This is a genomic window from Microbispora sp. GKU 823, from assembly GCF_002027145.1.
Lineage (GTDB): Bacteria > Actinomycetota > Actinomycetes > Streptosporangiales > Streptosporangiaceae > Microbispora > Microbispora siamensis.
Genome location: NZ_MWJN01000002.1, coordinates 1 through 22,352, shown reverse-complemented (window position 1 = coordinate 22,352; position 22,352 = coordinate 1). Strand labels below are relative to the sequence as shown.

The window sequence follows — 22,352 nt, the reverse complement described above, 5'->3', positions numbered from 1 at the left end:
CGCGCGACTCCCCGTAGGCTTCCGAATGGAAGAACAGTAGCCTTAATTTCCTACCAGCTTTGTGGGAGACTGGGGTGATGAGCGCCTGGCCCCGCGAGACACCTGTCACCGCCGCCGTCACGGCCGCGCGCTGGGTGCGGTCGGCGGCGGTCGACGACGACCTGGGACGGCGATGGCGGGCCAACCCCGATCCCCGGGGGCGGTCGGCCGGGGCCGGTGACGTCTCGTCCCTCTACGCCGGCGCGGCCGGCGTCGTGCTGTTCTTCCTCGAACTCGCCGCCGCCACCGGCCACGAGGCCTACCTGGAGGACGCGCTCGCGGGCGCCCGCAGGCTCGCCGTCACCTGGCCGGAGCAGCGTGACCCGACCTTCTACCACGGGCTCGCCGGTCTGGTCTTCGCCATGGCGGAGACGGGGTGGGCGACGGGTGACGAGGAGGTCTTCGGGGCGGCCCGCGCCGCCGCCGACCGCCTCGTCCGCGACGCCCGCCGTTCGGCGACGGCATCGGCTGGACCGGCGACCCGGCGCAGCGCGGTGACGGGGGGATCGTGCTCGCGCTGCTGCACGCGGCCGGGATCCTCGGCGTCCCGGCGTACGAGGAGGTGGCGATCGAGGCGGGGGAGCGCATCGCGGGCCTCGCCGTCCCCGGGCACCGCTTCGGCGGCGACGCCGCCCCCGACCTGCCCGTGGACGCCGTCTCCCCGGGGTTCCTGTCCGGGACGGCGGGCACGGCGTTCCTGCTCGCCCGCCTGTACGGCGTGACCCGCGACGAGCGGTTCCTCACGGCGGCCCGCAGGGGGGCCGACTTCGTCCGGACGGTCAGCGTGGTCACCGACAGGTGCGCGCTCGTGCCGCACCACCTCCCGCAGGGCCGCCGCCTTCACTACCTCGGCTTCTGCTCGGGATCCGCCGGAGTGGCCCGCATGTTCCACGAACTGCACCGGGTCACCGGCGACCCGGGCGATCTCGACTGGGTGGAACGGCTCGCGCACGGAATCATGCAGAGCGGCGTGCCCGGGTCGCGGCCCTCGGGTCACTGGGACGTGGCCTGCCTGTGCTGCGGCACGGCCGGGCTGATCGAGTGCTTCGTGGGCCTGTACGCCGCCACGGGGCGTGAGCCGTACCTCGACTTCGCGCGCACGCTCGCGATCGACCTGATCGGACGCGCGACCGCGGGCGACGAGGCCGGCTTCCGCTGGTATCAGGCATATCGGCGGCTACGCCCCGGGGAGGTCACGGCCGACACCGGATACATGGTGGGAGCCGCGGGCATCGGAACGGCGCTGCTGCATCTCGACGCCGCGGAGCACACCGGCACGCCGCGCCGGTTGATCCTCCTGCCGGACAACCCGTTCCCGGCCATCCCGATCCCCGCCGCGGTCCTGCGTGGCGAGCAGGCATAGCGGCTGAAAATTTCACCTGTCCACGGCCCGTATGGCCAGGTCGGCGGGGGTGAGCTGCGCCGTGCCTTTGACTTAACCGGTCTAGTTCACGACGCTTCGCTCCGGTCTTCTCATGGCCCGACGGAAGGACGGAGCATGCGACGGAGAGGCGCGATCCTCACCGCACTGGGGCTGATCGCCGCAGGCGGCCTCGCCTTGGGCAACACGCCGGCGGCCCAGGCCGCCGTGGCGTGCAAGGTCACCTACACGGCCAGCGAGTGGCAGGGCGGCATGTCCGCCAACCTGAGCATCCAGAACCTGGGCGACGCCCTGAGCAACTGGACGCTCACCTTCACGTTCCCCGACAGCGGTCAGAAGGTCACCCAGGGGTGGTCGGCCACCTGGAGCCAGTCCGGCAGCACCGTGACCGCGACCGCCCTGGACTGGAACAAGTCCCTGTCCACCGGCGGCTCGACGAGCATCGGCTTCAACGGTTCCTGGAGCGGCGGCAACCCGGCGCCGACCGACTTCACGCTCAACGGCGTCGCCTGCAACGGCAGCACGCCGTCGCAGTCCCCGTCGCCCTCGCCCTCGCCCTCTCGCTCGCCGAGCCCCTCGCCGAGTCCGTCGCCGAGCCCCTCGCCCAGCCCCTCCACCAGCCCCTCGACGGGGGCGGCGCCGAAGCTGAAGGTGTCGGGCAACAAGATCGTGAACGCCGCGACCGGCACGCCGTACCGGCTGCTGGGGGTCAACCGCTCGGGCGGCGAGTTCATGTGCGTCCAGGGCCGCGGCATCTGGGACGGCCCGGTCGACAACGCGGCGATCGACGCGATGAAGGCGTGGAACGTCCGGGCGGTCCGCGTCCCGCTGAACGAGGAGTGCTGGCTCGGCCTGAGCAACATCCAGTCCTCGTACGGCGGCGCCGCCTACCAGAACGAGGTCAAGGCGTACGTCGACCGGCTGGTCGCCAAGGGCATCACCCCGATCGTCGAGATGCACTGGAACTACGGCCAGTACACCGGCAACTCCTCGGGCTGCTCCGACGTGCACGCCTCCTGCCAGAAGCCGATGCCGGACGCGCAGTACGCCCCGCAGTTCTGGACGGGCGTGGCGAACGCGTTCAAGGGCCGTGACGAGGTCGTGTTCGACCTGTTCAACGAGCCCTATCCGGAGCGCGCGACCGGCAGCGCCGCCTCGGGGTGGGCCTGCTGGCGCGACGGCGGCACCTGCTCCGGCATCCCCTACCAGGTGGCGGGCTTCCAGTCGCTGGTGAACGCGGTGCGGGCCACCGGCGCGACCAACATCATCATGCTGGGCGGCCTGGCCTACTCCAACGACCTGTCGCAGTGGCTGCAGTACAAGCCCACGGACTCGCGGAACAACCTGGCCGCCGCGTGGCACGTGTACAACTTCAACTCCTGTGTCAGCGCCTCGTGCTGGGACAGCCAGCTCGCGCCGGTGGCCGCCCAGGTCCCGCTGGTGGCCGGGGAGATCGGTGAGAACACCTGCTCGCACGGGTTCATCGACCAGGTCATGAACTGGTTCGACGCGAAGGGCGCGTCCTACCTCGGCTGGACCTGGAACACCTGGGACTGCTCCACCGGCCCGTCCCTGATCAGCGACTACAACGGGACCCCGACCGCCTTCGGGGCCGGGCTGCGGGCTCGCCTGCTGTCGTCCTGATCCCGATACGTGGCGTGCCCTCCTTCCCTTCAGCCCCCCCGGGAAGGGGGGCGCGTCACATCTGACTTTGCCACTTCATGGGAGGTTCGTCCAGAAAGTAAAACTTTCGCCCGAGATGTCGAGATTTGGGGTGTTCTTGGCTTAGTGTCCGGTTATCCAACCGTGACCAGTCAGGAGATCCCCCATTTCCAGCTACGCGGACCCCCACACCGACGCCCTCCGGGAGCAGACGACCCCGGCGAAGGGCGAGACGCACCACGCGACCGCCGTGCCCCCGCACCGGCAGGACGCCTCCGCCCGCCCCGCCCCGGCGGGCTCCCAGCACACGCCCACCGACGGCGCCACGCTCGTCGCCACCGGATGGCTCCTGGACGCGGACGACGCGACGGCCCTGCAGCCGCAGGAGGCCGCTCCGGAGCCCGAGGCCGCCGACACGGCCGCCGCGCCCGCCGTTCCCGAGGTCGGCTGCCCGACCGCCGATGGCCAGATCGTCCTGTACGCCGGCAAGACGACCGCGTCGTACTTCTGGGACGACGGGTCGGGCGTCAACGGGGACACCGGCGCCCCCGCGTCGGGCGAGCCGATGCAGAAGGGCCTGGCCGCCAGCCCGAGCTGGCCGATGGGCACCAAGGGCTACGTGATCTACAAGGGCAAGAAGGCCGACTTCTTCATCGGCGACCGCGGCCCCGGCGTTCCCTCCAGCAGCGGGGTCATGCTCGACCTCGACGGCAAGACGTTCGCCGAGCTGACCGGCGGCACCTGGAACACCGACTCGCTCACCGTCGAGGACGCGGGCGGGCTCGGCCACATCCCCGTGAAGTACGTGATCACCCAGTGGGGCAAGGGCCTCGGCAAGACGGGCGCGCCCAAGCCGTTCTCGACGGGCGCGTACGGGGTCAAGGACCACCCGGAGCCCCCGCCGCCCTGCCCGACCCAGACTCCCGCTCCCGCCGCCTCTGCCGCCGCGCCGCAGGACTCCGCTCCCACGGCCACGCCCGGCGTGAAGGAGAGCCCGGCCCCCGTGGCCTCCCCGTCCGCGGCGCAGGCCGTGCCCGCCTCGCCCGCCTCGCCGGACACGCAGGCCGAGGCCGCCTCGGCCGGGATGTCCCCGCTCGCCGGCACGGCAGCGGCGAAGACCGCCACGAAGACAGCGCAGAAGACCACGGAGGCCGCGGGGAAGGCCGGCGCGAGGACCGCCGCGGAGACCGTGAAGGGGGCGAGGACCGGCGAGGCGACGGCCTCCCCGGCGTTCACCCCCGCGTCGGCCGTGGACGGACAGCTGGAAGAGGCGGCCGTTCCCGCCTTCTCGGTCGCGATCGTGGTGTGCGCGCTCGTCGCCGTGGGCGCCAAGGCCGTGCTGAGCCGTCCCGCCCACGCGACCGCACACCAGCAGGGCCGCCACCGCATGCGGTAGGGAAGCCTCTATCGTTTGCGGCGCTTGAGCGCTCCGGCCACGCGCTTGAGCACCCGGTCCCACTCCGAGCCGAACGGGTTGTCCTGCACCAGGTAGGTCCAGGTGGCCGTGGGCCGCTTGAGGCCCTGCTCCGCGAGGTCGCGGGTGACGTCGGCCTTCTCGAAGGTCTCCTTCGAACGCCGCTCGACCTCGTCGAGCATCGTCCGGTAGGCCGGAACGGCCTCGCGGTTGAACTCGTCGAGCGGGTTCAGCCGCCCGAGTGCCCGCAGGTGGATGCCCTCACGCAGGTCGGCGAGGAAGCCGAGGTGCTCGGTCCAGCAGCGGTCGAGGTGATACAGCACGATCTGCCGGGCGGCCCGCTCGACCGCCTCCTCGCCCGCCGTCTCGCACAGCTCGCGGTAGCGCTCCGGGCAGGCCTGCTCCAGGGCCCGCGCCCCGGTGTCGCCGTGCAGGACGCGTTCGCGCTGCTCCAGCACCTCCGCCCGCTGGCGCTCCTGCAGCCGCGTGTAGCGCCAGGTGTTGCGGTGGATCTCCAGGTTCACGCCCTCCGCCACGCGCTGGGCGTGTGCCACCAGCCCGGCGGCGTCCGCGTCCCGTACGACGCCGTCGTGGCCGGCCGCGGGCAGCGACTGGTCGGGCACGTACGCGGTGAGGAGCGTGTCCTCGCCGCTGACGAAGAACACCGAGCCGCCGGGGTCGCCCTGCCGTCCGGCGCGGCCCCGCAGCTGGTCGTCCAGCCTGCTGCTCTCGTGCCTGCCGGTGCCGATGACGTAGAGCCCGCCGAGCGCGGCGACCTCCTGCTCCTCGTCCGGGTCGCCCGCGCCGAGGCGGATGTCGGTGCCGCGCCCGGCCATCTGGGTGGAGACCGTGATCGCGCCGCGCCGACCGGCCTTCGCGATGATCTGCGCCTCCTCGGCGTCGTTCTTCGCGTTGAGCACGGCCGCGCTCAGCCCCCTGGCCTCCAGGGCCTCGGCCAGGCGCTCGGACTCGGCGACGTCGAGTGTGCCGACGAGGATCGGCTGCCCGGCGGCGTGCCGGGTCTCGATCTCCTCCAGCAGCGCCCGCTCCTTGTCCTCCAGCGTGGCGAAGATCCGGTCGGGCTCGTCCACCCGCACGCACGGCTTGTTGGGCGGGATGACCGCGACCCTGAGGTCGTAGAACTCGCGCAGCTGCTCGGCCACGGCGATCGCGGTGCCGGTCATGCCGCACACCTGGGGGTAGCGGCGGATGAGGCTCTGCACGGTGAGCGAGTCGAGGATCTCGCCCGTCTCCGACGCCGGCAGGTGCTCCTTGGCCTCCACGGCCGCCTGCAGTCCGTCCGGCCAGCGCTGCAGCACGGCGACCCGGCCGCGCGAGGTGTTGATCAGGTGGACCCGGCCGTCCCTCACGATGTAGTCGACGTCCCTGGTCAGCAGCGCGTGGGCGTGCAGGGCGAGGTTGACCTGGGTCACCACGCCGGGGTGCTCGTAGAGGTCGATCCCGAGGGCCTTCTCGACCGTGTCGGTGCCCTTGGGGGTGAGGAAGACGCTGCGCCCCTCCTCGTCGATCGTGTAGTGGTAGCCGCGCGACAGCCGCCGCACGAGGGCCGCCATCTCGGGCAGCGCCGTCCCGGGGTCGGCCGTGCCGGCCAGCACGAGCGGCACGCGGGCCTCGTCCACCAGGACCGAGTCGGCCTCGTCCACCAGCGCGACCTCGGGGGCGGGCACGACCAGGTCGGCGGGGTCGGTGGCCAGGCGGTCGCGCAGCACGTCGAACCCCAGCTCGCTGACGGCTCCGTACGTGACGTCGCACGCGTACGCCGCCCGGCGCTCCTCGGAAGCGGAGGTCTCGGCGATCCACCCGGCCGTGAGGCCGAGCGTCTCGTACAGCGGGCCCATCCACTCGGCGTCCCGGCGGGCGAGGTAGTCGTTGACCGAGACCGCGTGGACCCGGGCGCCGCGCAACGCGAACCCGGCCGCCGTCAGCGCGCCGACGAGCGTCTTGCCCTCGCCGGTGGCCATCTGCACGACGTGGCCCTCCAGCATGGTCAGCATGCCCACGAGCTGCACGTCGTACGGCCGCTGGCCGAGCGCCCGGCGGGCGGCCTCCCGCATCACCGCGCAGAAGTCGGCGGAGCCGACCCAGGCGGGATCGAGGGTGGCGGGGCGCAGTTCGGCGCGCCGGGTGACCTCGTCCTCCAGCTCGCCCGCCTCGGCCACGATCCGCTGGAAGGGGGCCAGATCGACGCTTCCTGGTTTGTCCAGAAACCGCCTGATCCATTCGCCTACCCGTGCCACATCCGCTCCAACGACTCGCTTGCCGGACTGGTTCCACATGCCCGGTTCATGGTCCCACTATCGATGCCGATTTCCGTGGCGCGCCTACCTGACACTCCCTGACAGGTATACGCGGAAGGATGGCGGACATGACAACGACCGCGAAGCTCATCGCCGTGACCATCGACTGCGCCGAGCCGAAGAAGCTCGCCGAGTTCTACTCCCGGATCACCGGATTCGAGGTGCAGTACGCCGAGGAGGAGTACGCGGGGATCGGCGACGGCACGACGAGCATCTACTTCCAGCGCGTGCCCGACCGGAAGGCCCCCTCCTGGCCCGGCGCGGACAAGCAGTTCCACCTCGACTTCCGGGTGCCCGACGTGGCCAAGGCGGTGGAGGAGTACATCGCGCTCGGGGCGACCAAGCCGGAGTTCCAGCCGGGCGACTGGGTGGTGCTCGCCGACCCGGAGGGTCACCTTTTCTGCGTGTGTCCGGAGAGGTCCTGAAGTAGGCCCAGTGGCCCTGAAGCAGGCACAGTGGGGCTGACTCTCCTGGCGATGCAGGAAGCGTGAGTACATCACGTGATCGGATCTGCTCTCTCCGTGATCGATTCCGGCGGGCAGGGGGCCCGCCCGATGCGACGCGGAGGCACACATGACGACTCGATCAGCGACCGGCCTGGTTCTTCTCGGGGCGGGGCTCGCCTGCGTGGCGGGCCTGCTGCCGGCCGGATTGGGCACGACCTCGGCGAGCGCGCAGGCGCAGACTCAGGGGCCCGCGCAGGCGGCCGTCGCCCTGCCCCGGATCGGCGTACTCAAGGTCGGCGGCGACGCCCTGGTCAAGGAGGGCGGTCTGTCGGCGAGCTGGGTGCTGGAGCACGACGGGGTCATCCAGATCGCGCTCGCCGGTGACCGTATCGGCGTCCTCACCGGGGACGGCAAGGCCTGGGTGAAGGAGGGCGGGCTGTCCGCCACCTGGGTGACCGAGAACACCGGGGTCATCGACATCGCCCTGTCCAGCGGCACCGACTAGAAATCGTGTCCCGGGATCCGCGCCGGTCGCGGATCCCGGGGAACGGATCATGGCGAGCTGGCCGGAAAGCCGGACTTGTGTCGCGGGCTCCCTTGGTCTGTACCGGGTCCCACTAAGCTTGCGTGGTGATTTCTCGACACACCGGCGGGCGCGCATGACCTGGGTGGGAGTGGCCATCGCCCTCGTCGGCGCGCTGGGATACGCCCTCGGCGCGGCGCTGCAGCAGTTCGAGGCGGTGAGCGAGGGGGCGACCCTCGCTCTCGTCAGAAGGCCCCGCTGGTGGATCGGCGGGGTCATCGGTTTCGCCGGGGCGTCCCTGCACGCGGTGGCGCTCAGCCTCGCTCCGCTGGTCGTCGTCCAGCCCGTGAGCGTGGCGACCCTCGTCTTCGCGGTGCCCCTCGCCGCGACGCTGCACGGCAGACGCCCGCGCCGGGCGGAGATCGCCGGGTCGATCGCGGTGGCGGTCGGCCTGCTCGGCCTGATGTTGCTGGTCCCGGCGCACAACGTGACCCCGGTCCTGTCGGACGCGCACGCCCTGGAGCTGATCGGCTGCGTCGCCCTGGTCGTCGCCGTCACGTTCACCGCGGCGCGCTGGCTGAGGGGCCCGGCGAAGGCGCTGCTGATGGCGATCGGCGCCGGAGCGGTCACCGCTACCGTGTCCACGTTCGTCCGGGTCGTCGGCGGCGGGCTCGAAGGAGACCTCGGCCGCCTGGTCCACTGGTTCACCCTGGCCATCCCGGTGCTGCTGGTCTGCGCCGTGGTGCTGCTGCAGAAGTCGTACGCCGTGGGCTACTTCGGCATCGCCTACGCCGGGGTCCAGGTCGTCGACCCCATCACCTCGGTCACCGCCGGGGCCGTGCTGCTGGGCGAGTCGCTGCCCACCGAAGTGGACAAGGTGATCCCCGCGCTGCTCGCGGCCGGTTTGCTGATCGCCGGGACGATCACGCTCGGCCGCCTCGCCCCCGACCACTCCAAGCCCGTGGCCGTACCGGCCGAGCCGGACAGGATCGGCGGCCCGGTGGCCGCGTCCGAGGCGGCCTGACCTCCTCGACGTTCGATCTTCTCGGCCGTTCAGGGCGACCAGACGAAGATCTGGTCGCCCTGCCGCAACGCGACGCCGGGCCCGAGCCGGCCCGCCGCGCGCATCGCGCCGTCGCGCAGGGCGACCGCCAGCGGGTTGCTCCACCGGGTGAGCCGGCCGATCGCCCGCGACCGCCGGACGATCGGCGTCGTCCGCGCCAGCCGTTCCCGGCTGTAGGCGGCAAGGCCGGCGGACAGGTCCTTCCCGGGCGAAACGCGGTCGGCGAGCACGACGGCGTCCTCCATGGCCTGGCAGGCCCCTTGCCCGAGGTTGGGCGTCATCGGATGGGCCGCGTCGCCCAGCAGCGCGACCCGCCCGGCATGGAAGGCGGGCAGCGGGGCGTCGAGGCAGTGGATGTCGTGGCGGAGCACGGCGGCCGGGTCGGCGGCGGCCAGCAGCGCCGGGATCGGGTCGTGCCAGCGGCCGAACAACCGGAGCAGTTCGTCCCTCTCGTCCGCCGCGCGCAGGCCGGCGGAAACCTTCGCGGTGGCGTAGCAGTACACCTGACCGCCCGCGAGCGGCATGACCCCGAAGACCAGCCCCGACCCCCAGGTCTCGGATGCTCCGGTCACGCCGGGCAGCGGTACGATCGCCCGCCAGCTCGTCACGCCCGCGTAGACCGGTGCGGGATGGCCGGGGAACAGGGCCGAGCGGGTCCGGGACCGGATGCCGTCGGCGGCCACGACCAGGTCGGCCTCGATCGTCTCCGCTCCCGGCACCGTGACGCGGCCGGTCGCCGGGTCCACCGAGGCGACGCGCGTGTTCACCCGCAGGCGCCCTGCGGCAGGCGTCCGGCGAGGATGCCGACCAGCGCCGACCGGGCGAGCAGCACGATGGGGTCGCCATACCGGGCGGCGCCGGCCTCGGCGGTGGTCCGCGACAGCCAGCGGCCGTCCGGCGTCCGGATGCCGCTCTGGCCCTGGATGGCGGCGAGCCTTCTGACCTCGTCCCCGACGCCGATCACGTCGAGCGCCCGGAGCGCGTTGGGCGCGACCGCCAGCCCGGCGCCCACCGGCTCGATCGAGGCCGCCTGTTCCAGGACCGTCACCGACCAGTCCTTGCGCGCCAGGGCGAGGGCCGCCGTCAGCCCGCCGATGCCCGCCCCGATCACCACCGCGTGCGCCATGCCCGCCTCCTCGTCACTACATCTGTAGTGAGCTTACTACAGCTGTAGTCCGCCTCTACGATGAGGGGGTGAGCAGTCAGCGGGAGGTCCTCGTCGCGGACGCGGCCATCGCGATCCTGGCCGAGCGGGGGATGCGCGGCCTCACCCATCGTGCGGTGGACGAGGTCGCGGGGCTGCCGCCGGGCTCCACCTCGAACCACGCGCGCACGCGGGCGGCGCTGCTGGAGCTCGCACTGGCCCGGCTCACCGAGCGCGAGGAGGCCGTGTTCACCGCCGCGATGCCATCCGGTCGCGGGATGCCCGAGGGTGCCGTCGACGTGGCGCGGCTGGCGGAACTCATGGCGAGGACGATGCACGCGGCGATCACCGTGCACCGCGAGACCACGATCGCGCGATACGAGCTGGCGCTGGAGGCGAGCCGGCGCCCCGAGCTGCGCACGATGTACGACAAGATGGGGCGCCGGTTCCGGGAGCAGGCCGTCGCGGCGCTGGCCGCCGCCGGCTCGCCCGATCCGGTGCGGCACGGCCGGCAGATGGTCGCCTACGTCGAAGGGCTGCTGTTCGACGCGGTCGTGGGGGCGGGGGGCGTGCCGACCCTCGAAGAGCTCGACGCCGCTTTCCGGGAGCTCCTCCGCATCGCCTCGGGAACGTGAACCCCGCCGATCACGGCGTGGCCGTCAGCGCCGGGCGGCCAGCAGACGGGCGCGGTGGGCCGGCCACTCGTCGTCGAGGATCGAATACAGGGGGCTGTCGCGCCAGGTGCCGTCCGCGCGGCGGTACTGCCGCCGGAGCACGCCCTCCCGTACGCCGCCGATGCGCTCGATGGCCGCCTGCGACCGCAGGTTGCGGATGTCGGTCTTCAGCACCACGCGGACGAACCCCAGTGTGAAGGCGTGGTCGAGCAGCAGGACCTTGCACTCGGTGTTGACGGCGGTGCGCCAGTAGGCCCTGCCATACCACGTGGAGCCGATCTCCACGCTCTCGTCGAAGCCGCCGACGTCCCAGTAGCCGGTCGAGCCGATCGCCTGGCCGGTCTCCTTGAGGACCACCGCGAACTGGGTGGTGCGCGGGTCGGCGAGCAGCTTGTCCACCAGGCGGCGCATGTCCTCCTCGGTCTGCGGCACGGGCTCCGTCCGGTGTCGCCAGACCTCCTCGTCCTGCGCGGCGAGGAACAGGTCGGGCACGTGGCCGGGGGCGAGCGGCTCAAGGCGTACGGCGCGGCCGTCGAGCACGGCCGGCGCGGGCATCTTCGCGGTCATGCGCCCGACGTTATCGCCGACCTGGGCCGCGGGCGGATGGCCACTTGGGGCGGAACGGCGAGGACCACTTCGCCGTGGCCGTGTCGACATACATACCGTCTGGTCGGTACGCTGACGGCGTGAACGCTGACCCGCCCGGCCTCGACCTCACCCGCCTCGCCGAGCACCTCCAGCGCGAGGGCCTGACCGAAGGGCCGCTCACCGCGGAGCTGATCGTGGGCGGCAAGTCCAATCTGACGTACGTCGTCAGTGACGGCACGAGCACCTACGTCGTGCGGCGGCCGCCGCTCGGGCACGTCCTGGCGACGGCGCACGACATGGGCCGCGAATACCGGGTCATGAGCGCGCTCCAGGACACGGGTGTCCCGGTGCCGCGCACCTACCATCTGTGCCAGGACCCCGAGGTCGTCGGCGCGCCCTTCTACGTGATGGAGCACGTCGAGGGCGGGCAGCCGCCGCTCACCCCCGCACTCGCCCACGGGCTGGTGGACGTGCTGGCCGCGCTTCACTCGATCACCCCCGACAGCGTCGGACTCGGCGACTTCGGCAGGCCCGACGGCTTCCTGGAGCGGCAGGTCGCCCGGTGGAAGCGGCAGCTCGACGCCTCGCGCAGCCGAGAGGTGCCCGGCATCGACGACCTCTACGAGCGGCTCGCCCGCGACGTGCCCGCCTCCGGCAGGCCGGCGATCGTGCACGGCGACTTCAAGCTGGGCAACACGCTCGTCGCCGACGGCGAGGTGCGGGCCGTGCTCGACTGGGAGATGTCCACGCTCGGCGACCCGCTCACCGACCTGGCGCTGTTCCTCCTGTACGGCGAGGTCTCCTCGCTCGACCGGGGCTCGGCCGGGGAGGTGCCGCCCGGCGCCGAGCTGGCCGCCCACTACGGGGAGGCGTCCGGCCGCGATCTGTCCCGGCTCGGCTGGTACGTCGGCCTCGCCTGCTTCAAGCTCGCGGTGATCGCCGAGGGCATCCATTTCCGATACACGAAGGGGCTCACGGTGGGGGAGGGCTTCGCCGAGGTCGGCGACCAGGTCGCCCCGATCGTCGCCCGCGGGCTCATGGAGGTCTGAATGGACTTCGGGTTCGACGCGACCACGAACCGCTACCGGGAACGGCTGCTGGAGTTCATGGACGAGTGCGTCTACCCGGGCGAGCACGCCTTCCACGAACAGGCCGCCGCCAGTGGCTGGAGCCCGCCGCCGATGCTGGAGGACCTCAAGGCCGAGGCCCGCTCGCGCGGCCTGTGGAACCTGTTCCTTCCGGGAGAGCAGGGCGCGGGGCTGACCAACCTGCAGTACGCGCCGCTCGCGGAGATCATGGGCAGGTCACCCGCCATCGCGCCGCCCGCCACCAACTGCGCCGCCCCCGACACCGGCAACATGGAGGTGCTGGCGGAGTTCGGCAGCGAGTGGCAGCGCAAGGAATACCTGGAGCCGCTGCTGGCCGGAGAGATCAGGTCGGCCTTCGCGATGACCGAGCCCGAGGTGGCCTCCTCCGACGCGACGAACATCGCGACCTCCATCAGGAGGGACGGCGGCGAGTACGTCATCAACGGCCGCAAGTGGTTCATCACCGGCGCGATGAACCCCGGCTGCCGGGTGTTCATCGTGATGGGCAAGACCGATCCCGACGCGCCCAAGCACCGTCAGCAGAGCATGGTGCTCGTCCCGCGCGACACGCCCGGTCTCACCGTACGGCGCGGCATGACCGTCTTCGGCTACGACGACGCCGACCACGGCGGGCACGCCGAGGTGGTGTTCGAGGACGTGCGGGTGCCGGTGGACCACCTGATCGGCGAGGAGGGCGGCGGCTTCGCCATCGCCCAGGCGCGGCTCGGGCCGGGGCGCATCCACCACTGCATGCGGCTCATCGGCATGGCCGAGCGGGCCGTGGAGCTGATGTGCCGCCGGGTGCTCACGCGGGAGGCGTTCGGCAAGCCGCTGGCCCGGCAGGGGGTGATCCAGGACTGGATCGCCGAGTCGCGGGTGCGCATCGAGCAACTGCGCCTGCTGGTGCTGAAGACGGCCTGGCTGATGGACACGGTCGGCAACAAGGGCGCGCACACGGAGATCCAGGCCATCAAGATCGCCGGTCCGGCGACCGTGGAGTGGATCCTGGACAAGGCCATCCAGGCGCACGGCGCCGGCGGGGTCAGCCAGGACTTCCCGCTGGCGGCGCTGTGGGCGGGCGCGCGCTCGCTGCGGTTCGCCGACGGCCCGACGAGGTTCACAAGCGGTCGCTGGCCTACCGCGAGCTCAAGAAATACATGGGGTGATATTTCGTGGCATGGGATGAGGCGTCGGTCGCCGAGCGCGCCAGAGCCTTCCTCGCGGCGCACGACCCGGCGGCCATGGACCGTCTGGAGTTCCTGCGCGCCCGGTTCGACGCCGGGCTGGCCTGGGTGCACTTCCCCGAGGGCCTCGGCGGGCTCGGCGCGCCCCGCGAGCTGCAGGCCGTGGCCGACCGGGAGCTGAAGGGCACGCCCGACAACCAGCCGGGCCGGATCGGCATCGGCCTCGGCATGGCCGCCCCGACGATCCTCGCCTTCGGCACCGAGGAACAGAAGAAGCGCTTCCTGCGGCCGCTGTGGACGGGCGAGGAGGTGTGGTGCCAGCTGTTCAGCGAGCCCGGCGCCGGCTCCGACCTCGCCACGCTGGCCACCCGCGCCGTACGCGAGGGGGACGAGTGGTGGTGGACGGCCAGAAGGTGTGGACGTCGAGCGCCCACACCGCCCGCTGGGGCATCCTCGTGGCCCGCACCGACCCGGGCGTGCCCAAGCACCGCGGGCTGACCTACTTCGTCTGCGACATGCACGCCCCCGGCGTCGAGGTGCGGCCGTTGCGCCAGATCACCGGTGAGGCCGAGTTCAACGAGGTCTTCCTCACCGGGGTGCGGCTGCCCGACTCGCTGCGGCTGGGCGAGGTGGGCGACGGCTGGCGGGTCGCGCAGACCACGCTGATGAACGAGCGGGTGGCGATCGGCGGGACTCCCGCCCGCCGCACGATGATGGGCGTCGTCGCCGAGACCTGGCGCTCCCGGCCCGAGTTGCGCACCCACGACCTGCACCAGCGGTTGCTCAGGCTCTGGGTCGACTCGGAGGTCATGCGCCTGACGGCCGTACGGCTGCGCGAGCAGCTCGCCGCCGGGCATCCGGGGCCGGAGGGGTCGGGCATGAAGCTGGCCTTCGCCCGGCTGCACCAGGAGCTGTCCGGCATCGAGGTCGAGATGCTGCGCGAGGACGGCCTGGCCTACGACGACTGGACGTTCCGCCGCCCCGACAAGGTCGACTTCATCGGCCGCGAGGCGGGCTACCGCTACCTGCGCGCCAAGGGCAACTCGATCGAGGGCGGCACCTCCGAGATCCTGCGCAACATCATCGCCGAACGCGTCCTCGGCCTGCCCGCCGAGCCGCGCGCCGACAAGGACGTCGCCTGGAAGGACCTCCCCCGATGACGCTGCTGTACACGGAGGTGGAGGAGGAGCTGCGGGCCGCCGTGCGCGACCTGCTCGCCGACAAGTGCTCCCCGTCCGCCGTGCTCGACCGCGCGGAGTCGGGCACGCCGTACGACGCGGAGCTGTGGAAGGCGCTGGCCCGCGACATCGGCGTGGCCGGGCTGCTGATCCCCGAGGAGCTCGGCGGCTCCGCCTCCCACCACGGCGGCGCCTCGGCCCGCGAGGCCGCCGTCGTGCTGGAGGAGCTGGGCCGCGCCGTCGCGCCCGTGCCGTTCCTGAGCAGCGCCGTCCTCGCCACCCAGGCCCTGCTGACGGCCGGGGGAGACATCGCGGGAGAGCTGCTGGGACGCCTGGCCGGCGGGGAGGCGACGGCCGCGCTCGCCGTGTCGTTCGCCGCCTCGCCGTACGCGCCGCCGGCTCCGGTGGCGACCCTCGGAGAGGACGGAACGGTCACCGGCACGGTCACCGGGGTGATCGGCGCCGAGATCGCCGACGTCCTGCTCGTCCCGGTACGGCTGGCACACGGCACCGGGCTGTGCGCGGTGAAGGCGTCCCCGGAGGTCCGGGTCATGCCGGTCACCTCGCTCGACGTGACCCGGCCCATCGCCACGGTGTCGTTCGGGGCGGCGCCGGCGCGGATCGTCGCCCGCGCCGACGGGCTGGAGGTGCCGTGGGTGTGGGAGGCCCTGGCACGCGGCGCCGGGCTGCTCGCCTCGGAACAGCTCGGCGTCGCCGAGTGGTGCCTCACCACAACGGTCGCGTACGTGAAGGAACGCCGGCAGTTCGCCGGCCGGTGGGGTCGTTCCAGGCGGTCAAGCACCGGCTGGCGACCTGTGGCTGGAGGTCGTGGGGGCCAGGGCGGCGGCCCGCAACGCGGCCGCCCGGCTGGCGGAGGCCCCCCGCGGCGGGGACCGCTCGGCGACGACGCGGCGGTGGCCGTCGCGGTGGCGCAGGCCCACTGCGGGGCGGTGGCGGTGCACGCCGCCGAGGAGTGCGTGCAGCTCCACGGCGGCATCGGGATGACCTGGGAGCACCCGGCGCACCTCTACCTCAAGCGGGCCAAGGCCGACCAGATCGCGCTGGGCACGCCCGGTGACCACCGCGAGGCGCTGGCCGGTCCTGCGGACCTCCCGGCGCCCGCGTAGTCAGGGTCGCAGCGAGTTGAGCAGGAGGTCGGCGAAGTGGCGGCCGACCTCCTGGCCGGTCAGCGGGCCCTCGGGGTGATACCAGGTGCCGAGGTGGTGGACCGAGCCGAAGAAGAAGTCGACCACCATCTCGGCGGGGATGTCGTCGCGGAAGACGCCGTCGCGCTGCCCCTCGACGACGAGGTCGCGGAACCGCTCGTGGTAGCGCCGCCGCTCGGCCCGCACGCTCTTGTACGTCTCCGGCGCGAGCTGGTGCATCGACCTGAAGAAGATCTTGGAGTCGTCCAGGTTGTCGACCGTGGTCACCACCACGTCCATCGCCGCCGCGTGCAGCCGGTCGGCCACCGCGCCCTCCGCGTCGGCGAACCGGGTGAGGCGCTCCATCTGCAGGCGCAGCACCCGGGCGTAGATCTCGTGGAGCAGGTCGTCCTTGGAATCGAAGTAGTGGTACATGGCGCCCTTGGTGACGCCGGCCGCCGCGACGATCTCCTGCACCGACGTGCTCTCGAAACCCCGCTCGGCGAACAGCCGGGTGGCCTCGGCGAGCAGGCGCTGCCGCACCGGCTCCTCCAGGGACCCGTTGGCGGGGCGCTCCCCGTTCACGCGATCCCCCGTTACGCGGTGCTCTCCGGCTGCGCGGCGGGCCATGCCGACCTCCTTCGTCTCTCGGGTCAAGCATACCGACTGGTCGGTCAAGCGTCGGCACTGGCGTAATTGCGCTACTTCCCTCACCTTAGGAGGGTTGGGATTCCCGCTCGGGTATCCCGGAGGAAGCCGCATGCCTAGTGTGGGGGGTTCGCGTGCCGAATGGGTCCATTTATGTCCCGAGGGACGAGAAGTTCACCGGCGCCTCGCCGCAGAACCTGTACGAGACGTTCTGGTTCGCCGGACGCAAGAACCGGATCCGGGTGCGGGCCGCGATCACCTTCGCGGGGTTCGTCGTCGGCAACCTGGTGGGCCCGAGGCTCGGGCTGAACATGTTCGCCGCCGGCCTCGTGCTGGCCGCCCTCGCGGGCGGCACCGACCTGTTCATCGCCTGGCGCCTGCACGAGCGTACGGCGGTGTGGCGGGGCAAGCGGCGCGGCGAGGTGCGCACCGGACGGCTGCTGCGTCTCGGGCTGCGCCGGCACGGCTACCGGGTGATGGACGGGCGGGCCGTGCCCGGCGAGGCGTCGATCGACCACCTCGTCATCGGGCCGGGCGGCGTCTGGATCGTGGACAACGAGGCGTGGTCGCCCGACACCCTGATCGCGCGGTACGGCGAGCGCCTCTTCTTCGACGAGAAGTTCGGCACCTCGGTCGCCAAGGGCCTCATCTCCGCCGCCGGGTCGATGGCCGCGCTGCTGACCAAGGAGACCGGCATCGAGGTCTCCATCGCCCCGGTGCTCGCCGTGCACGGCGGGAAGATCAAGGCCAGGAGAGGCGTGCTGTACGGAGAGGGGCTGACCGTCGCCTACCCGGGCAGGGTGGCCCGCTGGATCCGCACCCACGGTTCCGCCGAGTTCACCGAGGAGCAGATCGAACTGCTGGCCCGTACGGCGGCCCGCATCCTGCGCCGCATGAGCTGAGCACGCGGACGCGGGCCGGAATCGATTCGGGCGAAGGGTCTCGATTCGGGCTGGCGTCTCTCAGGCCAGCGTCTCGACGAACGCGGCGAGCTGGGCGACGTTGCGGCACTCGTGCATGGGGACGACCGAGCCGTACGACGTGGCGAGGGAGTCCCCGGTGTCCCACTGGGCCCGGGGCTCGGGGTTGAGCCAGTAGGCGTGCCTGGCCTGCCCGGCCAGCCGCTTCAGCGTGCCCAGCGCCGGGACCTGGTAGTTGGACCTGGCGTCGCCCAGGATCAGCAGCGACGTCCGGGGACCGACCGCGTCGGGGAAGCGTTCGGCGAAGCGCTCGAAGACGTGGCCGTAGTCGGTGCGGCCGAACCTGACGATGTCGGCCTCCTCCGTCAGGCGTGCGATGGCGTCCAGCACGTCCGCGCCCGGGGCGAACAGGTCCGTGATCTCGTCCACCGTGTCCACGAACGCGAACGCCCGCACCTTGGTGAACTGCTCCCGCAGCGCGAACGTCAGCAACAGCGTGAAGTGCGAGAACGTGGAGACCGAGTCGCTGGCGTCGCACAACACGACCAGCTCGGGCCGATGCGGGCGGGGCGGGCGCAGGTGGGCGGTGAGCGGCACCCCGCCCGTGGACAGCGAGGCCCGCACGGTGCGCCGGAAGTCGAGCCGCCCGCGCCGCCCCCGCTTCTGCCGGATCGACAGCCGGGTGGCCAGGCGGCGGGCGAGGGGATAGACCTCCCGCCGCAGCCGGGCCAGCTCCTCCTCGGTCGCTCGCAGGAAGTCGACCTGGTCGATCGGCGGCCGGACCGCCGACCTGGCGATCTTCTCGACGCCGGACTCCTCGGCGATCCTGCGGCGTACGTCGGAGGCGACCGCCTCGGTGAACGCCTCGATGGTCCGCGCGATGTGCCGCCGGGCGACCTTCTCCGGCAGGCCGCCGCGCTCGTCGAGCATGGCCGTCAGCATCCGGGCCACCAGCGTGTCCGGCGACAGCGCGCGCAGCACCGGGAAGGAGAACCACGACTGCCTGCCGGGGGCCGCCTGGACCTGCCCGAACCGCCCGACCATCGCCCGGGCGAACTCCCGGAACGCGGGATCGGCCGGATCGCCCATCAGCAGCTCGGCCAGCCGCCCGCGAAGCTCGGGCAGCTCGCGCAGCTCGGCGTCCTCGGTGACGGCGGTGCCCTCGGTGCCGCTGATCACCGGCGGGAACCACAGGTCGAAGAGCAGGTCGAACCCCGGCCGGTGGGCGGGCCGCTTCACCAGCGTGGCCGCGTACGCCTCACGCAGCGTCTCCCGCTCGGCCAGGTCGACGACCATGAGCGCGCGGGCCGCGTCCAGCCCCTCGGCCGGGGAGACCGGCAGCCCGGCCTCCCGCAGGGCGTGGACGAACCCCACGTGCCGGTCCACGAGGGACGCCGGATTCGTCGTCATCGGGACGGCAGGCCGAGCTCCTTGGCGGCCCGCACCTGGTCGGAGTTGTGCTTGAGCACCACGCCCAGCGTCTCGCCGATCAGCGCCTCGTCCAGCTCCGTACGGCCCAGCGCGAGCAGGGTGTGCGCCCAGTCGACCGTCTCGGCGATCGACGGCGACTTCTTCAGCTCCAGCGCCCGCAGCGTGGCCACCGTACGGGCGAGCTGGTCGGCGATGCTCGCGGGCAGCGCGGGCACCTGCGCGAGCAGGATGTCGCGCTCCCGCTCCGGCGTGGGGTAGTCGAGGTGGAGATAGAGGCAGCGCCGCTTGAGCGCCTCCGACAGCTCCCGGGTCGCGTTCGAGGTCAGCACGACGTACGGCCGGCGCTCGGCGGTGATCGTGCCGAGCTCGGGGATCGTGATCTGGTAGTCGGAGAGGATCTCCAGCAGCAGTCCCTCGACCTCGACGTCGGCCTTGTCGGTCTCGTCGATGAGCAGCACCGTGGGCTCGTCGCTCCTGATCGCCTTCAGGAGTGGGCGCTCCAGCAGGAACTCCTCGGAGAAGATGTCGTCCCAGGCGTCGTCGCCAGCCTGGATGCGCAGCAGTTGCTTCTTGTAGTTCCACTCGTACAGCGCCCGCGCCTCGTCCAGGCCCTCGTAGCACTGCAGGCGGATCAGCCGCGCGCCGGTCGCCTCCGCCACGGCCTTCGCGAGCTGGGTCTTGCCCACTCCCGCCGGTCCCTCGGCCAGCAGCGGCTTGCCCAGCGCCCCGGCCAGGAACACCGATGTCGCGATGCCGTCGTCGGCAAGGTAGTCGACGGCCGCCAGCCGTCCCCGGACCTCGTCAGGCGAGGCGAACCACATGTGCGCTCCCAACCGCTGATACCGAATGTTGTTCTACTCTAGCCCGGTTTTGACTGCTCTGATTTGGACTGCTCTGAGGTGTGCGATAACCTCTAAGGGCTTTGCGCCGCTAGCTCAGTTGGTTAGAGCAGCTGACTCTTAATCAGCGGGTCCGGGGTTCGAGTCCCTGGCGGCGCACCACGTCGGAAAGCCCAGGCCGTTCGGCCTGGGCTTTCCGCGTTACCCGGGTGGCGTGCAGGGACGCGAGCAGCTGGAGGCGTTCGGCGTCCGCGGTGCCGGGCTCGGCCGTGTAGACGAGCAGGACCGGCCCGGGATCGCCGGGCAGGGGATAGACGTCCCAGTCGACGGTGATCTCGCCGGCCTGGGGATGCCGGAACAGCTTCGTCCCGTGGACCGTCTCACGCACCTCGTGCCGCGCCCAGAGCCGGCGGAAGTCCGCGCTGCGGATGCTCAGCTCGCCGATGATCGTGGTGGCGCGCGGGTGGGTCGGGTCGGTCGCGACGGCGGCGCGCAACATGCCGATGTACTGCAGGGCGGTCGCCTCCCAGTCGGGGCAGCGCGCACGGGTCCCGGGATCCTCGAACAGCGCCATGAGCATGTTCCGCCGCCCCGGCGGCAGGGTGTCCGGATCGCCGAGCAGCGCCTCGGCGAGCGTGTTCCACGCGAGCACGTCGAGGTGCCGGCCGAGCACGACCGCGGGAGTGCTCATGACGTGCAGCAGGCGCCGGGTGCTGTCCGGCACGCGTTCCGGGGTCCGGCGGGTGCGGACGGCCGCCGGCCGCCGTGCCGCCCTGGCGAGGGTGAACAGGTGCCGGCGTTCCTCGTCGCCGAGGTCGAGCGCGGAGGCGATGGCGTCGAGCACCTGGTCGGAGGGCCGCACCTCCCGGCCCTGCTCCATGCGCTGGTAGTAATCGGTGCTCAGCCCGGCCAGCAGCGCGACCTCCTCGCGCCTCAGGCCGGCCACCTTGCGCCGGGGCCCCGGCTCCAGCCCGACATCCTGCGGGCGCAACCGGCCGCGCCGGGCACGCAGGAAGTCGCCGAGCTCACGGGCGTACGGATGGTCGACGGCCATAGCGACAGTCTGCCGGTGCGGTCCGCGCCGAAGGTAGGTCTGGCGTTCCCAGGCAAACGCGTACGACCGAATCCCGGCGACCCCGTCCTAGCGTCGTCGCCATGACCGAATGGAACGCCAGTCACATCCCCGATCAGCACGGCCGGGTCGCCGTCGTCACCGGCGCGAACTCGGGACTCGGCCTGGTCACCGCGACCGAACTCGCCCGGCACGGCGCACGCGTTGTGATGGCCGTACGCGACACCGCCGCCGGCGAGCGGGAGGGCGAGGCGATCCGGCGCTCCGCGCCACGGGCCGAGATCGAGGTGCGGGAGCTCGACCTGGCCTCGCTCGCGTCGGTGCACGCGTTCGCGAAAGGCCTGACCGCCGACTTCCCGGCGATCGACCTGCTGGTCAACAACGCCGGCGTGGTCCTCCTCGGCCCCGCCCGCACGACGGCCGACGGGTTCGAGCTTCAGCTCGGCACCAACATGCTCGGCCACTTCGCCCTCACGGGCCTGCTGCTCGACAACCTCGGCCGGGCGGACGCCGCACGGGTGGTCAGCCTCAGCTCGATCACCCACAAGAACGCCCATCTCGACTTCGACGACCTGATGTCGCGGCGCGACTTCAACGCCAGTCGCGCGTACGGCCGTTCCAAGCTCGCCACCACCGTCTTCGGCCTCGAACTCGACCGCCGCCTGCGCGCCGCGGGTTCGCCGGTCGTCAGTGTCGTCGCCCACCCCGGGCTGTCCAGAAGCAATCTCACCCCCCGGGCCTGGGAGCACCGCGGCCGGCTCGGGCGGATCTTCGCCCGAGCCGGGCTGCTGGTGACGCAGCCGGCCGAGCGGGGGGCGCTGCCCCAGCTCTTCGCCGCGACCGCGCCGAATGTGCGCGGCGGTCAGTTCTTCGGGCCCTCCGGCCTCTGGGAGATGCGCGGCCGGGTCGTGGAGGTCCGTCCCAGCACGGAGGCGGCCGACCCGAGTGTCGGGCGGCGCCTGTGGACCGCCGCCGAGGCCCTGACCGGCATCACCTACCTGTGACCCGCAGGCGTGTCAGCCGTTCGGGGGCCGCCATCAGAATCTCGGTAGGGGGCCGTCGCCTTCAGGTGACGGGGAATGCCGTCTCTGACTGGTTTCTCTCCGGGCTCATCGCGAGTTCCTTTCCCTGGTGGATTAGATGGGCGGTGCTTTCATAGTGATCGTGTGACTCGTCAGGTGCGCGCCTCCCCCGGCGCGGCCCATGACCTCGGGTACCACGTGGTGTGGTGTCCCAAGTACCGTCGTCCCGTTCTGGGTAGCCGGGTGAAGGCCCGCCTTGAGGAGCTGATCCGCGGCCTGCTTGGGCTGACCGGTGATTCCGCGCTTCCTCCACGTTCAGCACCCTCCAAGATCTCGGAGGGGTCAGTTTTCAGGATCCGCCGACACTCCCCCCGGGTTTTGTCGTCGCCTTCCGGTAGCGTGGTGATTTGATTACTCAACGTAGGACTGAACGTGGGAGGACCGGGGAGGTGGGTGTGCGCCGATCGTTCAAATTCCTGCTGCGCCCCACGGCCAGGCAGGCCGCCTCGCTCGCCGCCTGCCTTGAGGATCACCGGCAGCTCTACAACGCCGCCTTGGAGCACCGGCGGACCG

Annotated in this window: 21 protein-coding genes, 1 tRNA gene and 3 pseudogenes; 17 read left to right on the top strand and 8 right to left on the bottom strand. The window is 72.0% G+C overall.

Annotated features, from left to right (window positions below):
- Positions 1–77: 77 nt before the first annotated feature.
- From B1L11_RS49560 to B1L11_RS49550, 4 genes and pseudogenes are all read left to right on the top strand, one after another.
- Positions 78–377: pseudogene (locus B1L11_RS49560) on the top strand (lantibiotic modifying-like protein); the annotation flags it as partial.
- Positions 378–547: 170 nt separating this feature from the next.
- Positions 548–1,402 carry a lanthionine synthetase LanC family protein gene (locus tag B1L11_RS49555; protein ID WP_256862146.1) on the top strand — a complete coding sequence of 285 codons (855 nt, stop codon included), beginning with the start codon at positions 548–550 and terminating at the stop codon, positions 1,400–1,402.
- A 135-nt stretch (positions 1,403–1,537) separates the two neighbouring features.
- Positions 1,538–3,064 (top strand): cellulase family glycosylhydrolase, encoded by a 1,527-nt coding sequence (locus tag B1L11_RS01590; protein ID WP_079312469.1) that lies wholly within the window; start codon positions 1,538–1,540, stop codon positions 3,062–3,064.
- 268 nt (positions 3,065–3,332) lie between these two features.
- Positions 3,333–4,478: a hypothetical protein gene (locus B1L11_RS49550; protein ID WP_372974636.1), complete on the top strand. Its 1,146-nt coding sequence runs from the start codon at positions 3,333–3,335 to the stop codon at positions 4,476–4,478.
- A gap of 8 nt (positions 4,479–4,486) precedes the next feature.
- Here B1L11_RS49550 and secA2 read toward each other — a convergent pair whose 3' ends face one another.
- Positions 4,487–6,754 (bottom strand): accessory Sec system translocase SecA2, encoded by a 2,268-nt coding sequence (secA2, locus tag B1L11_RS01580; RefSeq protein ID WP_256862145.1) that lies wholly within the window; start codon positions 6,752–6,754, stop codon positions 4,487–4,489.
- A gap of 128 nt (positions 6,755–6,882) precedes the next feature.
- Here secA2 and B1L11_RS01575 point away from each other — a divergent pair, with 128 nt between their 5' ends.
- The 3 genes from B1L11_RS01575 (at position 6,883) to B1L11_RS01565 (ending at position 8,807) form a co-directional block, all read left to right on the top strand.
- Entirely contained in the window at positions 6,883–7,239 is a 357-nt protein-coding gene (locus tag B1L11_RS01575; protein WP_079312465.1) for a VOC family protein, read from the top strand.
- Between the two features lie 148 nt (positions 7,240–7,387).
- Entirely contained in the window at positions 7,388–7,765 is a 378-nt protein-coding gene (locus B1L11_RS01570) for a hypothetical protein (protein ID WP_143736820.1), read from the top strand.
- Positions 7,766–7,919: 154 nt separating this feature from the next.
- Positions 7,920–8,807, top strand: coding sequence for a DMT family transporter (locus B1L11_RS01565; protein ID WP_079312461.1), 888 nt, complete (start codon positions 7,920–7,922; stop codon positions 8,805–8,807).
- Positions 8,808–8,836: 29 nt separating this feature from the next.
- Here the strand turns inward: B1L11_RS01565 and B1L11_RS01560 are convergent, their stop codons facing one another.
- Both B1L11_RS01560 and B1L11_RS49545 read right to left on the bottom strand, forming a co-directional pair.
- Positions 8,837–9,613, bottom strand: coding sequence for an FAD-dependent monooxygenase (locus B1L11_RS01560; protein ID WP_256862144.1), 777 nt, complete (start codon positions 9,611–9,613; stop codon positions 8,837–8,839).
- The gene (locus tag B1L11_RS49545; protein WP_256862143.1) at positions 9,610–9,972 is read right to left on the bottom strand and encodes an FAD-dependent oxidoreductase; all 363 of its coding nucleotides are present in this window, start codon (positions 9,970–9,972) and stop codon (positions 9,610–9,612) included. Before B1L11_RS49545 ends, B1L11_RS01560 begins: the two co-directional genes overlap by 4 nt.
- Positions 9,973–10,040: 68 nt before the next feature.
- Between B1L11_RS49545 and B1L11_RS01555 the strand changes: the two genes are divergently transcribed.
- The gene (locus B1L11_RS01555) at positions 10,041–10,625 is read left to right on the top strand and encodes a TetR/AcrR family transcriptional regulator (protein WP_079312459.1); all 585 of its coding nucleotides are present in this window, start codon (positions 10,041–10,043) and stop codon (positions 10,623–10,625) included.
- 24 nt (positions 10,626–10,649) lie between these two features.
- On the opposite strand, the gene B1L11_RS01550 is transcribed toward B1L11_RS01555, so the two are convergent.
- A complete protein-coding gene (locus B1L11_RS01550; RefSeq protein ID WP_079312457.1) occupies positions 10,650–11,231 on the bottom strand; it encodes a GNAT family N-acetyltransferase in 582 nt (193 codons plus the stop codon).
- 119 nt (positions 11,232–11,350) lie between these two features.
- Here B1L11_RS01550 and B1L11_RS01545 point away from each other — a divergent pair, with 119 nt between their 5' ends.
- The 4 genes and pseudogenes from B1L11_RS01545 to B1L11_RS01530 all read left to right on the top strand — a co-directional run bounded on the left by B1L11_RS01545 (position 11,351) and on the right by B1L11_RS01530 (position 15,829).
- The gene (locus tag B1L11_RS01545; protein ID WP_079312865.1) at positions 11,351–12,301 is read left to right on the top strand and encodes a phosphotransferase family protein; all 951 of its coding nucleotides are present in this window, start codon (positions 11,351–11,353) and stop codon (positions 12,299–12,301) included.
- A pseudogene (locus B1L11_RS01540) lies at positions 12,302–13,506 on the top strand (acyl-CoA dehydrogenase family protein).
- Positions 13,507–13,512: 6 nt separating this feature from the next.
- A pseudogene (locus tag B1L11_RS01535) lies at positions 13,513–14,684 on the top strand (acyl-CoA dehydrogenase family protein).
- The gene (locus tag B1L11_RS01530; protein ID WP_256862142.1) at positions 14,681–15,829 is read left to right on the top strand and encodes an acyl-CoA dehydrogenase family protein; all 1,149 of its coding nucleotides are present in this window, start codon (positions 14,681–14,683) and stop codon (positions 15,827–15,829) included. The pseudogene B1L11_RS01535 and the gene B1L11_RS01530 overlap by 4 nt, the downstream one beginning before the upstream one ends.
- On the opposite strand, the gene B1L11_RS01525 is transcribed toward B1L11_RS01530, so the two are convergent.
- Positions 15,830–16,477, bottom strand: coding sequence for a TetR/AcrR family transcriptional regulator (locus B1L11_RS01525; protein ID WP_079312455.1), 648 nt, complete (start codon positions 16,475–16,477; stop codon positions 15,830–15,832). It abuts the gene before it with no gap.
- Positions 16,478–16,629: 152 nt separating this feature from the next.
- Here B1L11_RS01525 and B1L11_RS01520 point away from each other — a divergent pair, with 152 nt between their 5' ends.
- Positions 16,630–17,397 (top strand): nuclease-related domain-containing protein, encoded by a 768-nt coding sequence (locus tag B1L11_RS01520; RefSeq protein WP_079312453.1) that lies wholly within the window; start codon positions 16,630–16,632, stop codon positions 17,395–17,397.
- Between the two features lie 60 nt (positions 17,398–17,457).
- Here B1L11_RS01520 and B1L11_RS01515 read toward each other — a convergent pair whose 3' ends face one another.
- Both B1L11_RS01515 and B1L11_RS01510 read right to left on the bottom strand, forming a co-directional pair.
- The gene (locus B1L11_RS01515) at positions 17,458–18,825 is read right to left on the bottom strand and encodes a VWA domain-containing protein (protein WP_079312451.1); all 1,368 of its coding nucleotides are present in this window, start codon (positions 18,823–18,825) and stop codon (positions 17,458–17,460) included.
- Positions 18,822–19,667 (bottom strand): MoxR family ATPase, encoded by an 846-nt coding sequence (locus B1L11_RS01510; protein ID WP_079312449.1) that lies wholly within the window; start codon positions 19,665–19,667, stop codon positions 18,822–18,824. Before B1L11_RS01510 ends, B1L11_RS01515 begins: the two co-directional genes overlap by 4 nt.
- Before the next feature lie 103 nt (positions 19,668–19,770).
- Between B1L11_RS01510 and B1L11_RS01505 the strand changes: the two genes are divergently transcribed.
- Positions 19,771–19,847: transfer RNA gene (locus B1L11_RS01505), tRNA-Lys, on the top strand.
- On the opposite strand, the gene B1L11_RS01500 is transcribed toward B1L11_RS01505, so the two are convergent.
- Entirely contained in the window at positions 19,810–20,739 is a 930-nt protein-coding gene (locus B1L11_RS01500) for a helix-turn-helix transcriptional regulator (RefSeq protein WP_079312447.1), read from the bottom strand. The two genes, B1L11_RS01505 and B1L11_RS01500, sit on opposite strands and share 38 nt — an antisense overlap.
- A 101-nt stretch (positions 20,740–20,840) precedes the next feature.
- Here B1L11_RS01500 and B1L11_RS01495 point away from each other — a divergent pair, with 101 nt between their 5' ends.
- From B1L11_RS01495 to B1L11_RS01485, 3 genes are all read left to right on the top strand, one after another.
- On the top strand, positions 20,841–21,761 hold the full coding sequence (locus B1L11_RS01495) for an oxidoreductase (protein WP_079312445.1): 921 nt from the start codon (positions 20,841–20,843) through the stop codon (positions 21,759–21,761).
- A gap of 75 nt (positions 21,762–21,836) precedes the next feature.
- Positions 21,837–22,190, top strand: coding sequence for a transposase (locus tag B1L11_RS54445; RefSeq protein WP_372974635.1), 354 nt, complete (start codon positions 21,837–21,839; stop codon positions 22,188–22,190).
- Between the two features lie 38 nt (positions 22,191–22,228).
- On the top strand, positions 22,229–22,352 hold a 124-nt coding region (locus B1L11_RS01485), incomplete at its 3' end, for a helix-turn-helix domain-containing protein (protein ID WP_179154931.1).

What these genes read in the sequence shown, in the direction of transcription:
- B1L11_RS01590 (WP_079312469.1), top strand. Translation starts at nt 1,538, where the DNA reads ATGCGACGGAGAGGCGCGATCCTCACCGCACTGGGGCTGATCGCCGCA.
- B1L11_RS01575 (WP_079312465.1), top strand. Translation starts at nt 6,883, where the DNA reads ATGACAACGACCGCGAAGCTCATCGCCGTGACCATCGACTGCGCCGAG.
- B1L11_RS01570 (WP_143736820.1), top strand. Translation starts at nt 7,388, where the DNA reads ATGACGACTCGATCAGCGACCGGCCTGGTTCTTCTCGGGGCGGGGCTC.
- B1L11_RS01565 (WP_079312461.1), top strand. Translation starts at nt 7,920, where the DNA reads ATGACCTGGGTGGGAGTGGCCATCGCCCTCGTCGGCGCGCTGGGATAC.
- B1L11_RS49545 (WP_256862143.1), bottom strand. Translation starts at nt 9,972, where the DNA reads ATGGCGCACGCGGTGGTGATCGGGGCGGGCATCGGCGGGCTGACGGCG.
- B1L11_RS01550 (WP_079312457.1), bottom strand. Translation starts at nt 11,231, where the DNA reads ATGACCGCGAAGATGCCCGCGCCGGCCGTGCTCGACGGCCGCGCCGTA.
- B1L11_RS01530 (WP_256862142.1), top strand. Translation starts at nt 14,681, where the DNA reads ATGACGCTGCTGTACACGGAGGTGGAGGAGGAGCTGCGGGCCGCCGTG.
- B1L11_RS01525 (WP_079312455.1), bottom strand. Translation starts at nt 16,477, where the DNA reads ATGGCCCGCCGCGCAGCCGGAGAGCACCGCGTAACGGGGGATCGCGTG.
- B1L11_RS01515 (WP_079312451.1), bottom strand. Translation starts at nt 18,825, where the DNA reads ATGACGACGAATCCGGCGTCCCTCGTGGACCGGCACGTGGGGTTCGTC.
- B1L11_RS01510 (WP_079312449.1), bottom strand. Translation starts at nt 19,667, where the DNA reads ATGTGGTTCGCCTCGCCTGACGAGGTCCGGGGACGGCTGGCGGCCGTC.
- B1L11_RS01500 (WP_079312447.1), bottom strand. Translation starts at nt 20,739, where the DNA reads ATGGCCGTCGACCATCCGTACGCCCGTGAGCTCGGCGACTTCCTGCGT.
- B1L11_RS01495 (WP_079312445.1), top strand. Translation starts at nt 20,841, where the DNA reads ATGACCGAATGGAACGCCAGTCACATCCCCGATCAGCACGGCCGGGTC.
- B1L11_RS54445 (WP_372974635.1), top strand. Translation starts at nt 21,837, where the DNA reads ATGCCGTCTCTGACTGGTTTCTCTCCGGGCTCATCGCGAGTTCCTTTC.